A 17,647-nucleotide genomic window follows, 5' to 3' on the forward strand; every position below is an offset into this window, starting at 1 on the left:
AATTTTAAGCTTGTACACTTAAAACTACCTTACACTTGTAATCAAAATCTTGTTCAGTTTTCAAAGATCTACTCTTGCTTGTTGCCGTTTAGTTATCACCAACGTAACACACATAACTATACTACATTGATTGATGAATGTCAACAGATAAACTCAATTAATTTAAATTTATTTAATTCAACATTTAATTACAAAACTCAAACAGCAATTAATATAATACAATATTCTCAGCTCAAACACAAGAAATACAATTAAAATAATTAATTCAGTTCATAATCAGTGACTATTAATTATTAGCAAATCACTTTATCTCTCTCACTGAGCATTTACTACTATACATGCGCTTAAATACTTTGTCAACACTTTTGGTCAAAAAAGGTCAAACTTTTTTATTTTTAGCTACTTCACAACTAACTTCTTTCATCAAGCCCTCTAAATAGCCATTATTCAATCAAAGGCCATGAAACAAAAAGAGCAATTGCACTTGAAGCGCAATTGCTCTTTTATTCTACTATATATTATAGTTATTTCTTTTTATCCTCATTTTGCGGATTATCAGTATTATCTTCTGGTCTCATAGTTGGGAATAACAAAACATCTCGAATTGATGGTGCATCAGTTAAGAGCATTACCAAACGATCAATCCCAATTCCTAGTCCACCTGTTGGTGGCATTCCATACTCAAGAGCTTCAATAAAGTCTTCATCAATTCCTTGAGCCTCATCATTACCCTCTTCGCGTTCCTTAGCCTGTGCTTCGAAACGTTGACGCTGATCAATTGGATCATTTAATTCTGAGAAAGCATTAGCGTACTCATTACCCAAAATATATAATTCAAAACGATCAGTAAATCTTGGGTCATCAGCATTTTTCTTTGCCAATGGAGAAATTTCAATCGGATGACCATAAACGAAGGTTGGTTTCTTTAATTTTGGTTGAACAAACTGTTCGAAGAAAGCATTAATGATATGACCAACTTTCCAATATGATTCATAGTGAACCCCATGCTCGTCAGCCAATTTCTTAGCGTCTTCGTCTGACATCTTAGGCCAGAAATCAACACCAGTATACTTCTTAACGGCATCAACCATATGAATTCGATCAAATTCTTGGTTTAAGTCAACTTCTTCACCTTGATAAGTTACCTTACCATCATCACTAACGGCTTTTGCAGCTGCTCTAAAGATTCCCTCGGTCTCATCCATTACATCATGGAAATCAAAATATGCGGCATAAGTCTCAAGTTCTGTGAATTCAGGATTGTGTTCCTTATCCATTCCTTCATTTCGAAAGACACGGCCAATTTCATAAACACGGCCCATGCCACCAACGATCAAACGTTTTAAATGAAGCTCGAGTGCAATTCGTAAGTATAAATCAATATTTAAGGCATTATGGTGAGTAACAAACGGACGAGCTGAAGCTCCACCGGCTGAAGTGTGCAAAACTGGTGTTTCAACTTCAGTAAAGTCCATTTTGTTGTCTAAGAAGTTTCTAACCGCCTTAATAATTTTGCTACGCTTTTGAAAACGTTCAAAACTATCTCGATTAGAAATCAAATCAAGGTAACGTTGACGATATTTTTGTTCTTTATTCTGTAACCCATGGTATTTATCAGGAAGTGGACGTAATGCCTTTGATAAAAAGGTAATCGAGGTTGCTCGAATCGTTAATTGGCCCATGTCTGTCTTAATCACTTCACCAGTGAAACCAAGAAAGTCTCCAATGTCGGCTCGCTTAAAAATATGGTATTGATCTTCACCCACAACATCTTTACGAACGTATACCTGGATCTTACCAGAACGATCCAAAATGTCAGCGAAGCCAACCTTACCTTTCCCACGTTTAGCCACCATACGTCCAGCAATGGTTGCTTTAACGTCTTTTTGCTCCAATTCTTCCTTATCATACTGGTTAAATTCTTTATCTAAATCCCTTGCCAAGTACGTTGGCTTAAAGGCATGACCAAAGGGATCAATTCCTTCATCCCTCAGTTCTTGCATTTTCTCTCTACGAACTTTTAATTGGTCGTTCATTTTCTTCTCTTGTGCCAATTCAAATCCCCCAAACTAGTAACTTACATTCATAATAACATAATTAATCATCGATATTATGCATTTTTCCGCGCATTTCGTTTTGCATCTTTTTCAAGAAAATCATCAAAGATCTGATCCATTTCTTCTTCAGACTCCGCATTATTTAATTTAACTTTCGTTCTTGCGGAGTGGGAAATTCCCTTTAAATAATACACAGCTTGTCCCCTAAATTGTCTCGGACCAACGTAATCACCTTTGATCTTAACCAATCCATGCAAATGCTCTTTAGCAGTATTAATCTTTTCTTCCACACTAGGTTCGGGAATTAATTCACCCGTTTCCAAATAACGCTCAGTTTGCTTCAAAATCCATGGATTACCTTCCACAGCTCTCCCCATCATGACCGCATCACAACCAACTTCATCAATCATTTGTTTTGCCTGTTGTGGGGTCGTAACGTCACCATTTCCAATGAATGGAATGGTCAAAGCATCAGCAACTTCTTTTAGGATTTCCCAATTAGCGTGACCTGTGTACATCTGCTTTCTAGTACGTCCATGCATGGCAACCGCAGAAGCTCCAGCAGCCTCAGCTGCTAACGCATTTTGAACGGCATAAACATGATCTTCATCCCAACCAGTCCGCATTTTAACGGTCACTGGTTTTTGAACCGCGTCCGTTACGTACGAAACCATTTCATAGACTTTATCCGGATCAAGTAACCATTTGGCCCCCGCGTCGGTTTTTACAACCTTATTTACCGGGCACCCCATGTTGATATCAATGATATCGGCAGCCGTTTTTTGATCAATAAACTTTGCCGCTTCCACCAGGGTCTCCTTAGTTCCACCAAAAATTTGAATACTCATTGGGTGCTCATTAGGATCAACATTTACCATGCTTAACGTTTTTTTGTTATTGTACATAATTCCACGATCAGAAATCATTTCGCAGACCACTAATCCGGCACCGAACTTTTTACAAATAATTCTAAAAGCTGAGTTAGTAACCCCAGCCATTGGAGCTACAACCAATTGATTTGGGATCGTTACATTACCAATTTTCCACTCCATTTTTTCACCTCATCTAAATTGTTTCCAAACATTTTATATAATACCATATTAAAACAAAAAAGAGCGAACCGCTCTCTAGCTCGCTCCGTAGTGTCATTTATCTTTATTATTTAACATTTCCACAAGCTCATCTTCTGAAAAATCATACTTTTTACCACAGAAATTACATACCACCTGAGCTCCGTGATCCTCATCAATTAATTGTTGCAAATCCTTTTTCCCAATTCCAGCAATGTCCTTGGCAAATCGTTCCTTAGAACAATTGCATACAAATTCAACGGGCAGATGATCAACAATATCCAGCTGGTCCTTACCAAACAACTCATCTAAAATATGATCTGGATTGGGATCTTTTTCCAGCATCGATGAAATGCTAGGAGCCGTTTTTAAGGTCTTTTCTAATTTATCAATGGCCTCATCCGAAACCCCAGGCATCACTTGAATCAAGTATCCGCCGGCACTTTGAACGTTATTTTTTCCATCAATATCAACGGAAACACCCACAGCAGATGGGATTTGTTCCGACTTGGCGAGATAAAAGGTAAAGTCATCACCAATTTTGCCACTTGCAAGAGGAACATCACTAGTATATGGCTCACTGGTTCCTTGGTTTTTAACAACCTCTAGAAATCCATTCTTACCAACACCCTTGGCAACATCAATCTTGCCATCTTGAGTTAAAGGAAGATTAACGTGTGGGTTTTGAATGTAACCCTTAATATGACCCTTGGCATCCGCATCAATCACCATTCCACCAACTGGACCTTGGCCATTTAGTCGAACGGTCATACTTTCCTTTCCCTTCAAAACAGAAGCCGAGAGCATCAAGGTGGCCGCAATGGTTCGTCCTAATGCCGCGGTTGAAGTGCTCCAGGTGTCATGAATTTTTTGAACGTAACTAACGATTCCCGTGGCATTTAACCCGTAAACCCGAAACATTCCGTCCTTTGTAAGTGCTTTAACTAATACATCATTTTTATCACTCATTTTATTCACTCCTTATATTAAAAAAGAACGTGGGTTATAATCCCAACGTTCTTTTTGTTTATTGATCTTGATTATCAGAATTTGGGTGATCTGAATTGTCATGATTTTCATCGTGTTTCTCTTCAGAATGATCAATTTCCTTTTCAAGTTTCTTTTCGTGTTCGTGTTCCTTTGCATCAATGGCTTTCTTAGCTTGTTCGAAAGTCTCATTTTCGCTTGGATACTCGTCACTATTTTCTGAATGTTCAGGCATCTTACCAGTCTTATACAAACTCAAGATTTCCTTTTCATCCAATGTCTCGTACTTGAGAAGTGCATCCGCAATGGCCTTATGCTGCTCACGATGACCCTCAATGATCTTCTTGGCTTCACTGTGAGCCTCATCAATAAAGTATTTCACTTCATCATCAATCTTGGTTGCAGTTTCCTGTGAGTACTTAGGTGCAGCATATGGATCTTGGTTAGGACTCTCAAGTTCAACGGTTCCAATCTTATCACTCATCCCGTACTGAGTAACCATGGCACGTGCAAGATTAGTAGCTTGTTCAAAGTCATTGGAAGCTCCAGATGATTCTGAATGGAAGACAACTTCTTCAGCCGTTCTACCACCCATTAATCCAGCAAGTTGTTCTTGAGCATTTTTCTTCGAAATTAATTGCTGATCTTCCTTTGGTAGCATGATGGCATATCCACCTGCACGACCTCTTGGAACAATCGTAACTTTATGAACAACTCGAGCATCATTTAGTACTAATCCAACAATGGTATGACCAGCTTCATGGTTAGCCACAATTTGACGTTCGTGTTCATTGATAACCTTATTCCGCTTAGCAGGACCGGCAATAACTCGATCTTCAGCTTCATCCATATCGGCTGCATTAATTTGATTATCACCATTTCTTGCTGCCAGTAATGCGGCTTCATTTAGTAAGTTAGCTAAGTCAGCTCCCACAAATCCAGGAGTTTGTTTAGCAATTTCATGAAGATCAACATCGGGAGCAAGTGGCTTGCCTTTGGCATGAACCTTTAAAATAGCCTCTCGACCACGAACATCTGGTTGACCAACTAAGATTTTACGGTCAAATCGACCTGGACGAGTCAAAGCTGGATCAAGAACATCAGAACGGTTAGTTGCGGCAATGACAACGACACCTTCATTCCCTGTAAAACCATCCATTTCAACTAATAGTTGATTAAGGGTTTGTTCACGTTCATCGTGACCGCCGCCCATTCCGGATCCACGTTTTCGTCCAACGGCATCAATTTCATCAATAAAGATGATTGCTGGTGCATTTTTCTTGGCTTGGGCAAATAAATCTCTAACCCGGCTAGCACCAACACCCACAAACATTTCAACGAAATCTGATCCAGATAATGAATAGAATGGAACATTTGCTTCACCAGCAACCGCTTTAGCTAGCAAGGTCTTACCGGTACCAGGAGGTCCCTCAAGTAAAACACCTTTGGGAATGACGGCACCAAGTTTAGTAAATTTCTTCGGATCCTTCAAGAATTCAACAACTTCAACCAGTTCTTGTTTCTCTTCATCTTCACCAGCAACATCACTAAACTTAACACTACTCTTGACTGGCTTAGCCTGACTCTTGCCGACTTTCATGACACCACCGGCACCACCGCCAGCTCCACCAGCTTGTTTCATCATAATGTAGAACAAATAGATGAAGATTAATAATGGTAGAACTGAGATGGCTAGGTTCAACCAAAAACTATTCGATTGTGTTTCTTTGGTACTCATCGGTACCTTGTTCTTGTTAGCCAACTTGGTAATCTGACTAACGGATGAATCGTTCTTTAAAACACTAGTAGTGAATCCATTTACCTTAGTGTAGTTATTGTTACTAGACTTGGTAAGTTTTCCATTACTAAAGTTAAGCGGAATTCCATTATTCTTCTGCTTAACATTTTGGGGTTTCTTGTACTGACCAGTTATTTTATATACACCGCCAGAAGGTTGAACAGAGAAATTCTTGACTTTATTCGTCTGCAAATCATTAGTAAATTGACTTGAACGAATTCCCTGAGTTTGAGTGCTTTGTGATCCGCCACCACCAGTGACCAACATAATAACACCCATGACAACCACAAAGATGATGATATAAAATAGACTACTCTTAAAAAGCCCATTTTTATTATTTTTCATTTGTGCCTCCCAATCTTATTTCTCGAAAAGATAACAAATAGAATGTTATCACTTTTACTTTAAATGAACGACCGTTTAGGCCGAATAAATTGAAGGTTTTAAAATTCCAATGTATGGCAAATTACGATAAAAACCCTTGTAATCAAGTCCATAACCCACAATAAATTCATTTGGAACATTAAATCCAACGTAATCTGCCTTAGCAGAAACGACCCGTCCCTCGGGTTTATCAAAAATGGTACAAACTTTAATTGAGTTAGCTCCTCGATCTGAAACTAAATCTTCGAGAAATTGAAGGGTTCTTCCCGTATCAATAATATCTTCAACAAAAATAATGTCACGACCACTAACATCACTGTCAAGATCACGGATGAGCTCTACCTTTCCGGTTGAGGCAGTTCCACCCTTATAACTTGAAACGTCTACAAAATCAATATCTAAGTATATGTCCATCTGACGAATAATATCGCTCATAAATAAAACAGCACCAGTAAGTACGCAAACCACTAGTGGCTTTTTGTCCCGATAATCATTACTTAACTGTTTTCCCAATCTTTTTACAGCAGCGGCAATGTCTTCTTGACTATACAGAACCCTCTCAATATCGTCATTCATTTGTTACATCCTTTCGCGTAACTAAAAGTTCATACCCGTTTGTCGCACCTGGCGACGACTTTCGACTCTCTTTGTAACCAATGATTGCTAAAACCTGTTCCTTACTATCTACCAACACCTTGACATGACGCCGTTTTTCACTTGGAACCTTTTGATTAATTAACAATCTTCTTAAACTTTGATGTCCACCATTTTTAAGTTCAATGGTATCAGTCGGTTGACCACTTCTTATAGATAAAGGAAATCGCGCAGTCGCTAAATCGAAGTAACTAACACGATCGAATTTCCCCTTTGGAACATGATTCTTATCAAAAATTCCAAAGTTAAATCCATTATTATCGTAGTTCCACGTGTTTAATTTTACCACAAACGAACTTTTATCACGGTCTTCATCGTAATTGTTAGGAGATTGCTTAAAAAACATGATACTATTATAACTTTTTTCAAAAAAATAAGCATTTGAAATTTGCAATTTTCCTTGAGGTTTTTCAAAATCTTTAACTAAAGTCATGATTTCTGTAATTTGGTTGTCAGAAAGAGTAACTGAAGTTGTCAGTTTCTTTAGTAACGTTCGCAGTAAAATTGGTAGTTGGTCTGTTTTAATTAAATCGGATCGAGCAATAACTCGGTCATTATTTACCTTGAGATCTTGATGCTGCAAAAATGTTGAGGCTAATTCTTCCGCCCCAGCAATCTCAGACTGTAAGTTTTTAGCAAAATTAGCAAGATGGGATATTACCTGAGGATTTTCTTTCATTAGGTTCGGTAAAATTTGGTTCCGAATTCGGTTTCGCAAAACCTCTTCTCCAAAATTAGTCTCATCTTCGTACCAAACTAACCCATGACTACGAGCATAAGCCCGAATATTATTTTTTGAGAAAGATAACATTGGTCGAATAATCTTACCATTATGAAACGGCCGACTTGGTTGAATTCCCTGGCACTCCATTAAATTTCCACTTCGAATCAGTTTCATAAGGACAGTCTCAGCCTGGTCATTGGCCTGGTGAGCGGTTAAAAGAATTGTGGCACCCTTTTCATCCATTACCTTAGTAAAAAAATGATACCGAAACTGACGTGCTTTGGCTTCGATTCCACTATGAATGTCATTATGGTCCCAATTTCCAACCATTAACTCAAGGTGATGGCTCCTACAATATTCAGTTATAAACCGCTCTTCAATGGTACTTTGCTCTCTTAAATGATGATTAACGTGGGCAACGATGATTCGAGGCCTTATCAGCTTAGGTAAATGCTCCAACAAGTTCAATAACACCATGGAATCAACCCCCGTTGACACGCCAACCACAACTGGTTGAGCTTCATTCCACCAGTGTTCCTTATTAATTAATGAATTAATTTGACGTTGTAAATTCAAATTAACCTCCAAAACAAAAAAGCCGAGCAGATTGCTCAGTTATTCGTTCATTAACTACGACGGCCACCACGGCCACCGCGTTTACCTTCTGTGTTTTTTTTGATTACGGACATCCGACTTTCACTTTCTTTCATGAAATCTGAAAGTAAGTCATCAAAGCTTTCATTCTTACCCTTATGGCCATTCCGATTGTCGTGGCCACCACGATGTCCATGATTCCCATTATTTGCGTGTCCATGGTGTGAATGCTCATCATGATTATGTTCACCATGATGTGAATGTGATCCTTCGCCTGGATGATCGGAAGCCTTGCGGATTGATAAGCCGATCTTACCGTCATCCCCAATGCTCAAAACCTTAACGGTCACTTCATCGCCAACAGACAAAATATCATGAATATCCTTCACGTAACCATCAGAAACTTCACTGATATGAACCAATCCAGTCTTGTGATCGCCTAGATCAATAAAAGCTCCAAAATTAGTAATTCCAGAAACTTTTCCAGTGACTTTCTCTCCAACCTTAATTGCCATAAAAAAGCCATTCCTCCTAATAAATGTTGAGTTAATTATAACATAATACTTCAAAGTAAAATAAAAGAAGATTACACAATCGTAACCCTCTATTCATTACCAATATTACTATTCTGTGGGAAACTGTAAACTGTTTCGCCCGGTTTTGTGTAATAATATTTGGCTCGCATCAATTCCTGAAGATAATTCTTGTTATTTAACAGCTTAATCTGTTCATTAAGCCCTTTTTCCTTTTGTTTTTCCACCCGATAATCCTGTTGCTTTTCAGTAATTTGGGCGTTTACTTCGTGGATTTGATTCATTCCATCAACAATTTGCCATCCAAGTGCAATAATAACCACGGCAAAAACCGCTACGATCGCCATGAGACGTTTAGTTCGTTTATTAACTTTAGGACGATTCTTTTGTTGATTTTCCTTATTTTTCCTTGAAGCAGAATTCAAATACTCTACATTATTATTTCTGTTCATCAGAAATGCCTCCACAAGTTTATATGATCATAATAACACAAGCCAATCCAGAATATAATATTAATTTAACAATAATTATTCTAATTCATCGTTTTCTGCTTTATAATCACGATCATATGTTTCGCTGATTGTTTTATACATGGTATCAGAATCAGCTTTTTTAGTAGTATCTAACAATTGCAAAACTTCTACCGTTAAATTCTTATTCCCAAATTTAATTAAAATCTGATCACCAACAGAAACTTTACTTGAAGATTTTGCTGGTTCTCCATTTACAAAGACCCGTCCCTGATCAGCAATTTTCTTAGCGATCGGACGCCGTTTTATAATTCGTGCAATTTTCAAAAATTTATCAATTCTCATTTAATCTTATCTCCTACAAATCGATTTAGAATCGGAATCATTTCTAATTCGGAAGCACTGAGGACTTTCCCCTTTAAGCACATTCCTAGGAACACAATGGCTCCCGCTGGGATGACCACCATCAATTTAACGATATCCATTAGTCTACTTCCATTACCCAAATAATAATTAAGTAACCATCCTAGTAATCCAACCACAATCATCATTACTATACTGATGGCCGCTACTTTTATCAGAAAGTCTACCCTAAAGATATGTTCATGAACTTGCTTGGGACTGGTATACCAGTTAACCAAAAGAACCACTGCTAAAGCAATGATGGTTGATAAAGAGGCTCCCATAATTCCAAAGTGAACAACAAATATTCTAGTTAAAGCGAGCTTACATAATAATCCAGCAAAAATCGCTACTGCCGTACTCTTAAAGTTATTGATACTTTGTAAAACCGAATTAAATGCGGTTACCATCGTTGCAAACAGGATACTGAGGCAATAAATGGCAAGGGTCAGATCCAAATCATAACTCCCGAACAAAAGGTGGTTCAGTTGAGGCATGATACTAATTAATCCAAAGGTAACTGCCATCGTTACCACCAGTGTAATCCGCATACTATGTTTTACCAAGGTCTTAAAGGACTTTTCTTTTCCAGTATGGTAATAGTAGGCCATCTGGGGAAGAATCGTGGACGAAATCGCCGTTCCAATTACCAATCCTAACTGAACAATGGGTTGTGCGCGATCATAGATCCCCTTCTGGGTTTGGGCAACGAGATTACTTAATCCGCTAGCAACTAGCCCGTTTTTCACTGTAAACGAATCCACCAGCTGCATTAAAACCATCAAAGCCGCTAGGATGCTTAAGACACCACCCTCTAGGACAATTTGCTTGGTTAAAGTCACATAGTTAAATTTTAAATCAGCCAAATGAAAATGCCGAAAAAGATGGTGAGATTGACCAAGCAAAATTACGGCCGCAAACACGGCAGCTACCGGTGCTGATAGCATGGCTAAAGTTCCCATGTGATATAAGTTCCAATGTTGAGCAGCTGCTAGGTAAGCAACCACGATAATCATGGCAACCCGGACTACCTGCTCCACTACCTGAGAAGTAGCCGTCGGAATCATCTGCATCGAAGACTGATAATATCCCCGAATGTCAGCTAACAGTGGCATTAATAAGAACATCCAGCTGACTGCTTGAATCACAGGTTTTAGTTCAAGATCTCCCATTAAAGTGGCAATTTCAGAAGAAAACAGTTGGAGACCGGCAAAGATCACCACTGCAATGATCGTCAAAATTACCATGATTTGAAAGAACAAAGTCTGCTTTGCTTCTTCCGTGTCTCGTTCCACAATCAGCTTCGAAATGAAAGCCGGCAGACCAGTCAACGCAAATGCTACTCCAATGCCATAGATCGGATAAACCTGCTGATAAATGTAGAAACCAACGTTTCCAACAAAGTTTTCCAGTGGGATGCGGTAAACCGCACTCAGCACCTTTGAAATAATGGCAGCAATGGAAAGAATCAAGGTCCCGCTAATAATTTTCTTATTTGTCTTTTGATTCATGCTCTTCTTGTTCCAATCTGATTTTACTTAAGCCACTAACAAACTTATATAACTGGCTTAACCAATCTTTGTCTTTCATCGTTGGTTGAACCACTAATTTAATCTGATAGCGTCCGTCCACAACCTTAACGGCTGATCGAAAGTCAGTATCAGCAATGGCCTTTAGGATATCCTTACTAGTGAACTTTTGGGTTCCCGTTTTACTGACGGTTACCATCAAATTGCTTTGATCCTTTCGAATTTTTTCAATCAAATCATAATCAGCCAACATTTTGATTCGGTCGATTTCAAGTAAATTAGCAACTTCAACCGGATACTCACCAAAACGATCAATTAAGTCACTTTGAAGTTCCGTGAACTGATCTTCGCTGTCCATCTGGCGAATCCGCTTATACAATTCAATTTTCTGTTGTTGATCTTCAATGTAGGTTGACGGCAGGTAGGCTTCAATGCCAAGTTCAACCTTCGAATCCGATTTTTCAACCACCCGATGCTGTCCCTTTTTCTTAGAAACCGCATCAGATAACATCTTAGTGTACATATCATAACCAACCGAATTGATGAAACCATGCTGCTGTTTGCCAAGCACGTTGCCGGCTCCCCGAATGGAAAGATCCCGCATGGCCATCTTAAATCCAGAACCCAACTCGGTGAAATCCTTAATGGCTTCCAAACGATTCTCCGAAACCTCAGTCAAAACCTTGTTAGGCTGATACATAAAGTAGGCTTGCCCAACTCGATTACTACGACCAATCCGGCCCCGAATCTGATAAAGTTGGGATAGTCCCATGCGATCAGCGTCTTCAACGAACAAAGTGTTAGCGTTTGGAATATCAACACCCGTTTCGATAATGGTGGTCGTAACCAATACATCATAATCGCCGTTTACGAAATCGTACAGAATTCCTTCCATCTCATTTTCAGACATCTGACCATTAATGGAAGCAATTCTTGCATCCGGTAGTAACGTCTGCAGTTTATCAACCGTTTGATCAATATCTTTGACCCGGTTATGCAGATAAAAGACTTGACCGCCCCGTTGCATTTCACGCCTGATTCCGTCCACGATGGAACCTTCATTTTGTTCCATCACGTAAGTTTGAATTGGATAACGATTAGCTGGCGGCGTCTCAATGACCGAAAGATCACGGACTCCCATCATCGACATGTTCAACGTTCGCGGAATCGGGGTTGCCGTCAACGTTAATACATCAACGTTCGACCTCAATTCCTTAATTTTTTCTTTGTGCTTAACCCCAAAGCGTTGCTCTTCATCCACAATGAGAAGTCCTAGATCATTGAACTTCACGTCTTTTGAAAGCAAACGATGGGTTCCAACCACAATGTCAATCTTGCCATCCCTTAAATCTTGAATGGTCTGACGAGTTTGCTTGGGGGTATCAAATCGAGACAACACTCCAACTTTAACCGGGAAACCATCAAAACGTTCCATCATTGTCTCATAATGTTGTTGAGCTAAGACCGTTGTTGGTACTAGAAAAGCGACCTGCTTTCCAGCTTCAACCGCCTTAAAGGCAGCTCTTAGGGCAACCTCGGTCTTTCCATAGCCAACGTCTCCGACTAATAAACGATCCATTGGATGTGGACTTTCCATGTCTTTTTTAATTTCATCCGTGCTCCGAATTTGATCTGGGGTTTCAGTGTAAGGAAAGGCCTGTTCAAATTCAGTCTGGTATTGATCATCAACCGGAAAAGCATAACCGGATTCAGCCTCACGTTTGGCATACAAATCCACCAAATCATCGGCGATATCCTCTACTTTTGAAGCAACCGAACGTTTGGTTTTTGCCCATTCGGTACCACCAAGTTTATTAATTTTAGGGTGCTTATCTTCTGATGAAACGTATTTTTGAACCAGATTTAATTGGTCAACCGGCACGTAAATTTTGGCACCCTTTTGGTAAGTTAAGGTCATGTAGTCCTGATGCCGACCATCAACTTCCATGGTTTTCATACCATCATAACGACCAATTCCGTGGTTCACGTGCACAATGTAGTCCCCGGGTTTCAAGTCGGTATAACTCTTGATTCGTTCTGCGTTTGAAAAAGTCTGTCGTCTTACTCGTTTCTTCTTTTTTTGTTCGTTAACCCGTTTAAACATGTCTGATTCTGACACAACTGCCAGGTTAGCAGCCGGAAGGTCGAATCCATCCTTGAGATTAGCGGACACAATCTGGGTTTTCCCCTTAATGATATTATCAGTGGTCGATTCAATGGCATCGACTCCAAAATCGTTTAAAGTTGAAGAAACTTTTTCAACCCGTTTTTCATCACCAACCGCAATTACTACGGTCCGTTTTTCGGTTTGATAACGCTGCATTTCAGCTTTAAACATCGGCATTTGCCCAAAGAAACGCTGCATGGGATGAACTTTAATGTCGATGATGTCGGAAAGCTTCATCCTTCCTAAGCCCTTTTGAAACAAAGAAAATAAGAGTGTGGCATGGTGATCATTTCTAGTAATCGTCCTAAAGTCTAATGACAACTTCTGATCGGAAAACAACTCATGATTGTCTGCAATCGACTCACGCCAGTTTTTTTCATCGTTTTCAAGTTGCTTATTAGCATCCCGAACCCGACTGTAGTCATCGTAGACGACCATTCCATTTTCAGGCAGGTAGTCCAAAATTGACGTTTCTTTTTCAAAAATAAACTGACTATACTCGCTCCACTTTTGATCAATCGATTTTCCCTTTAGTCCATCAATTACCTGCTGAATGTTATCAACCAGGATATCACTGCCATTATCCTTAATGGCCTGATCTAATCGTTTTTGAAGTTCCTTAATTCCATGCTTTCGGTCCGCCTCACTTGGCAAGAAATCGGAAGCCGGCAACACGTTAATCTCGTTGATGTTTTTAACACTTCGTTGCGTTGCAGCATCAAAATACCGCATTGAATCAACTTCAGTGTCGAAGAAGTCAATTCGAACGGGATAATCCGAGTTTAACGGATAAATATCCAAAATGGATCCCCGATTAGCGAACTCACCAGGAGCGGCTACCATGTTTTTTCTTTCGTAACCCATCTGGACTAACTCTTGCTGGATCTTTTCAAGATCCAAATCGTCACCCACCTGAGCATGTAATTGGGCTTGATTAAAACTAACTGGCTCAGGTAAATAACGTTTTAACCCCGCCGTTGAAACAATTACTACGACCGGTTTTCCAGATTCAAGCGCATTTAATGCCCGAACTCGCTGAGCTCGATATTGGGGTGAACTCGTCGCAATCTCCGCTGCCACTAACTCTTCAGCAGGAAACTCAAAGACTTGGTCTGAATCCATGACATCATTAAAAGACTCGGTCATTTGATCCGCATGATTCATCGTATCGGTAACGTAAATCGTTGGTTTTTGCTTATCATTAATTAATTGCTTTAAGAGTAGAGTCCGAGCGGAACCACTAGTTCCAGTAATTAGCTGCTTGGTATCTGGATCAAGCTTGGAACTAATCTTCTCATATTGTGGCATTTCCTTAAGTGTCTCATCTAGCTTCAAAAACTCATCCCCTCTCTATTTATTAATACGGATTAATTAAACTGATTTTCTAATTTACTAAAGTCGGTTCCAGAAACCCACTCGTTCAGTGCTTTCACCGCATGATCCTTGGCTTCACCAAACGGAGCACGCTGTTCTAAACTAAATTTACCTAATACATAATTAACGACACTCTCGCGTTTGGGATGGCTGGTTCCCACTTTAATTCGGTTAAACTGGTCGGTTCCCAGGTGAGCAATCATACTTTTAATTCCGTTATGTCCACCAGCAGAACCATGATTTCGTAAGCGAATGCGACCAACTGGGAGATCCATGTCATCGTACACAATCACTAGGTCGTCTAAATCCAACTTGTAAAACTGCATCAAGGGATGAACGGCCCTTCCAGAGTCATTCATCATGGTGGTTGGTTTAACGACCATGACTTTTTCGCCATTTACAATTCCGGTTCCGTACATGGCATCTAACTTTTGCTTGTTAATCTCAATGCCGTTTTGATCCGCAAACTGATCAACTACCATAAATCCGGTATTATGTCTGGTTCCATCGAATTCAGAACCGACATTGCCTAGTCCCACAATTATTTTCATCATTAATGTCTCCCATTTACTTCTAATTAACGCAAAATGGCCGAAATGAATATTCACTCGGCTTAATCATGTTTATTGTATCATAATAAATTAACGATTTGATTTGATACGCCACCACTTAACATAAGGTTCTGTATAATTAAATTCGTTCATGATATAATTAGTTTGTGAACAAACTAATTTCAAGAGGGAGAAATATTATGGCTGAAAAACATGAAAAAGTTGTTTTAGTCGGTGATGGTGCCGTTGGTTCATCATATGCATTCGCAATGATGCAACAAGGTATCGCCGAAGAATTTGTAGTTGTTGATATTGACAAGAACCGAACTGAAGGAGACGCATTGGATCTTGAAGATGCCCAACCCTTCACTTCTCCAAAGAAGATCTACTCTGGTGACTACAGCGACTGTAAAGACGCTGACTTAGTGGTTATCACTGCTGGTGCACCACAAAAGCCTGGTGAAACTAGACTTGACCTTGTTAACAAGAACTTAAAAATCTTGACTACCATCGTTAAACCAGTAGTTGATTCTGGTTTTGATGGAATTTTCTTAGTTGCTGCCAACCCAGTTGACATTTTGACTTATGCAACCCAAAAGATTTCTGGTTTCCCTAGAAACAAGGTCTTTGGTTCAGGTACTTCACTTGATACCTCACGTTTCCAAGTTGCTGTTGGTAAGAAACTAAACGTTAACCCTCAAAGCATCAATGCTTACGTAATGGGTGAACATGGTGACTCTGAATTTGCTGACATCGACGAAGCTTCAATCGGAAATGTTCCATTGGTTGAATTCGCTAAGAAAAATGGTGTTACCAAAGACGACCTGTTGAAGATGGAAGACGAAACCAGAAACAAGGCTTACGAAATCATCAACAAGAAGGGTGCTACTTTCTACGGAGTTGGAACTGCTTTGATGAGAATCTCAAAAGCCATCTTAAGAGATGAAAACACCGTCCTTCCAATTGGTGCTCCAGTTGATGGACAATACGGTTTATCCGACATTTATATCGGTACCCCAGCCATCGTCAATGCTTCCGGAGTTGCTAAGGTTCTTGAAGTTCCACTAAGTGATGACGAAAAAGATAAGATGAGCGCTTCTGCTAAGACACTTAAAGAAACAATTGATAAGGGTATGAAGACAATCGATCTTTAAAATTTAATTTTAAAAAGCAGACATTTATGTCTGTTTTTTTATGCTCTCAGTTATTTTGTGTTAGTATTAATTAAATATTACTTACGTGAGGAGCCTTAGCCATGATTTTGCAATCTTTAGTTAAACCTAAGAGCGACTTGATCACTGTGGACGAAAACACTGATCTTGACACTGCATTGAAATTAATGGAAAAGAACCATTTTCGTTGTATCCCCGTCTTAGATGCCACTCACAAGGCATTTAAGGGAAATATTTATCGAATGCACATCTACAAACATGAAGCTGACGGCGGCAAAATGTCCGACTCGGTGATGACGCTAATTCGGAACGAAACCAAGTTCGTTAACCTGAATTCCGCCTTTTTTAAGGTCTTCTTTACGATCAAAGATCTCCCGTACATTGCCATTTTAGACGAGTTCAATGATTTCTACGGAATCTTAACCCACACCAAACTGATGGAAAGTTTATCTCAGTCTTGGAACGTAAAGTTTGGAAGCTACGTAATCTCTGTAATTTCACCTGGTGAACGGGGTGATCTAGAAGAGATGGCCCACATTATTACTAGGTACACTGCCATTTCCAGTGTTATAAGTCTGGATTCAGTAGATCGAACTGGCAAAACAATTTATCGGACCATGTTTACCCTTCCTTCTAAAGTTACCAAGGAACGTTTGAATCGGATCATTGCCGCCCTTGAGCGCAAGGGCTTCAAGGTTCCCGAAGTAGAAGATTTAAAACAGGAGTCCAAAGAAACCCCCATTGAAGAAAATTAGATATAAAAAGGAACGTGGAATTATTCCACGTTCCTTTTTATATTATGTATCATCAGACTTCGTGTGTGCTCCGGCTGAGTCCCAGACTTAGGCTGAGACCAGCATCAACTTTTCTCATGATATCTTTACTTAAATGGGTGACATGATCTTTAAGACGCTGCTTATCAATTGTCCTAATTTGTTCTAACAGAATCACCGAACTCTTCTCAATTCCGGCGTTCTGAGGTGTAATGCCCACGTGCGTAGGCATCTTGGGCTTTGTAATTCGAGCTGTAATAGCAGCCACAATCACAGTGGGACTATAGTGATTTCCCACGTTATTTTGCACTACCAACACAGGGCGCATCCCACCTTGTTCAGAACCAACGACTGGAGATAAGTCTGCATAGAAAATATCGCCACGTTTAATCTCAACGTTTTCCATAG

Annotated in this window: 15 protein-coding genes; 2 read left to right on the top strand and 13 right to left on the bottom strand. The window is 39.5% G+C overall.

The window, feature by feature from the left end; genetic code table 11:
• Nucleotides 1–524 precede the first annotated feature (524 nt).
• The 12 genes from lysS to pth form a co-directional block, all read right to left on the bottom strand.
• A complete protein-coding gene (gene lysS, locus AC6UD2_RS05535) occupies nucleotides 525–2,054 on the bottom strand; it encodes a lysine--tRNA ligase (RefSeq protein WP_010022815.1) in 1,530 nt (509 codons plus the stop codon).
• Nucleotides 2,055–2,110: 56 nt separating this feature from the next.
• Nucleotides 2,111–3,109 (bottom strand): tRNA dihydrouridine synthase DusB, encoded by a 999-nt coding sequence (dusB, locus tag AC6UD2_RS05540; RefSeq protein WP_500698265.1) that lies wholly within the window; start codon nucleotides 3,107–3,109, stop codon nucleotides 2,111–2,113.
• A 93-nt stretch (nucleotides 3,110–3,202) separates the two neighbouring features.
• A complete protein-coding gene (gene hslO, locus AC6UD2_RS05545; protein WP_500698266.1) occupies nucleotides 3,203–4,096 on the bottom strand; it encodes an Hsp33 family molecular chaperone HslO in 894 nt (297 codons plus the stop codon).
• A 58-nt stretch (nucleotides 4,097–4,154) separates the two neighbouring features.
• Complete coding sequence (gene ftsH / locus AC6UD2_RS05550) at nucleotides 4,155–6,257, bottom strand: ATP-dependent zinc metalloprotease FtsH (RefSeq protein WP_500698267.1); 2,103 nt, start codon at nucleotides 6,255–6,257, stop codon at nucleotides 4,155–4,157.
• Nucleotides 6,258–6,332: 75 nt separating this feature from the next.
• Nucleotides 6,333–6,872: a hypoxanthine phosphoribosyltransferase gene (gene hpt / locus AC6UD2_RS05555; protein WP_500698268.1), complete on the bottom strand. Its 540-nt coding sequence runs from the start codon at nucleotides 6,870–6,872 to the stop codon at nucleotides 6,333–6,335.
• Nucleotides 6,865–8,250: a tRNA lysidine(34) synthetase TilS gene (gene tilS / locus AC6UD2_RS05560; protein ID WP_500698269.1), complete on the bottom strand. Its 1,386-nt coding sequence runs from the start codon at nucleotides 8,248–8,250 to the stop codon at nucleotides 6,865–6,867. The genes hpt and tilS overlap by 8 nt, the downstream gene beginning before the upstream one ends.
• Nucleotides 8,251–8,300: 50 nt before the next feature.
• On the bottom strand, nucleotides 8,301–8,783 hold the full coding sequence (locus tag AC6UD2_RS05565; RefSeq protein WP_010022826.1) for a S1 domain-containing RNA-binding protein: 483 nt from the start codon (nucleotides 8,781–8,783) through the stop codon (nucleotides 8,301–8,303).
• A gap of 89 nt (nucleotides 8,784–8,872) precedes the next feature.
• On the bottom strand, nucleotides 8,873–9,253 hold the full coding sequence (locus AC6UD2_RS05570) for an FtsB family cell division protein (RefSeq protein ID WP_500698270.1): 381 nt from the start codon (nucleotides 9,251–9,253) through the stop codon (nucleotides 8,873–8,875).
• 75 nt (nucleotides 9,254–9,328) lie between these two features.
• On the bottom strand, nucleotides 9,329–9,616 hold the full coding sequence (locus tag AC6UD2_RS05575; protein WP_039144956.1) for an RNA-binding S4 domain-containing protein: 288 nt from the start codon (nucleotides 9,614–9,616) through the stop codon (nucleotides 9,329–9,331).
• Nucleotides 9,613–11,184 (bottom strand): putative polysaccharide biosynthesis protein, encoded by a 1,572-nt coding sequence (locus AC6UD2_RS05580; RefSeq protein ID WP_500698271.1) that lies wholly within the window; start codon nucleotides 11,182–11,184, stop codon nucleotides 9,613–9,615. The genes AC6UD2_RS05575 and AC6UD2_RS05580 overlap by 4 nt, the downstream gene beginning before the upstream one ends.
• A complete protein-coding gene (gene mfd / locus AC6UD2_RS05585) occupies nucleotides 11,165–14,704 on the bottom strand; it encodes a transcription-repair coupling factor (protein ID WP_500698272.1) in 3,540 nt (1,179 codons plus the stop codon). The genes AC6UD2_RS05580 and mfd overlap by 20 nt, the downstream gene beginning before the upstream one ends.
• A 32-nt stretch (nucleotides 14,705–14,736) precedes the next feature.
• On the bottom strand, nucleotides 14,737–15,294 hold the full coding sequence (pth, locus tag AC6UD2_RS05590) for an aminoacyl-tRNA hydrolase (protein ID WP_500698377.1): 558 nt from the start codon (nucleotides 15,292–15,294) through the stop codon (nucleotides 14,737–14,739).
• 200 nt (nucleotides 15,295–15,494) lie between these two features.
• Here pth and AC6UD2_RS05595 point away from each other — a divergent pair, with 200 nt between their 5' ends.
• Nucleotides 15,495–16,448, top strand: a complete 954-nt coding sequence (locus AC6UD2_RS05595; RefSeq protein ID WP_010022833.1) for an L-lactate dehydrogenase — start codon at nucleotides 15,495–15,497, stop codon at nucleotides 16,446–16,448.
• Between the two features lie 101 nt (nucleotides 16,449–16,549).
• Nucleotides 16,550–17,221, top strand: coding sequence for a cyclic di-AMP binding protein CbpA (gene cbpA, locus AC6UD2_RS05600; protein ID WP_010022834.1), 672 nt, complete (start codon nucleotides 16,550–16,552; stop codon nucleotides 17,219–17,221).
• Between the two features lie 52 nt (nucleotides 17,222–17,273).
• Here cbpA and AC6UD2_RS05605 read toward each other — a convergent pair whose 3' ends face one another.
• Entirely contained in the window at nucleotides 17,274–17,645 is a 372-nt protein-coding gene (locus tag AC6UD2_RS05605) for a type II toxin-antitoxin system PemK/MazF family toxin (protein ID WP_039144961.1), read from the bottom strand.
• Nucleotides 17,646–17,647 lie beyond the last annotated feature (2 nt).

It is taken from the genome of Fructilactobacillus sp. X2R5C2 (assembly GCF_059901375.1).

Bases quoted from the DNA above. Each gene is read 5' to 3' on its own strand.
- AC6UD2_RS05565 (WP_010022826.1), bottom strand. From the start codon at position 8,783: ATGGCAATTAAGGTTGGAGAGAAAGTCACTGGAAAAGTTTCTGGAATT.
- dusB (WP_500698265.1), bottom strand. From the start codon at position 3,109: ATGGAGTGGAAAATTGGTAATGTAACGATCCCAAATCAATTGGTTGTA.
- AC6UD2_RS05595 (WP_010022833.1), top strand. From the start codon at position 15,495: ATGGCTGAAAAACATGAAAAAGTTGTTTTAGTCGGTGATGGTGCCGTT.
- AC6UD2_RS05605 (WP_039144961.1), bottom strand. From the start codon at position 17,645: ATGGAAAACGTTGAGATTAAACGTGGCGATATTTTCTATGCAGACTTA.
- AC6UD2_RS05575 (WP_039144956.1), bottom strand. From the start codon at position 9,616: ATGAGAATTGATAAATTTTTGAAAATTGCACGAATTATAAAACGGCGT.
- hslO (WP_500698266.1), bottom strand. From the start codon at position 4,096: ATGAGTGATAAAAATGATGTATTAGTTAAAGCACTTACAAAGGACGGA.
- AC6UD2_RS05580 (WP_500698271.1), bottom strand. From the start codon at position 11,184: ATGAATCAAAAGACAAATAAGAAAATTATTAGCGGGACCTTGATTCTT.
- hpt (WP_500698268.1), bottom strand. From the start codon at position 6,872: ATGAATGACGATATTGAGAGGGTTCTGTATAGTCAAGAAGACATTGCC.
- cbpA (WP_010022834.1), top strand. From the start codon at position 16,550: ATGATTTTGCAATCTTTAGTTAAACCTAAGAGCGACTTGATCACTGTG.
- pth (WP_500698377.1), bottom strand. From the start codon at position 15,294: ATGAAAATAATTGTGGGACTAGGCAATGTCGGTTCTGAATTCGATGGA.
- AC6UD2_RS05570 (WP_500698270.1), bottom strand. From the start codon at position 9,253: ATGAACAGAAATAATAATGTAGAGTATTTGAATTCTGCTTCAAGGAAA.
- ftsH (WP_500698267.1), bottom strand. From the start codon at position 6,257: ATGAAAAATAATAAAAATGGGCTTTTTAAGAGTAGTCTATTTTATATC.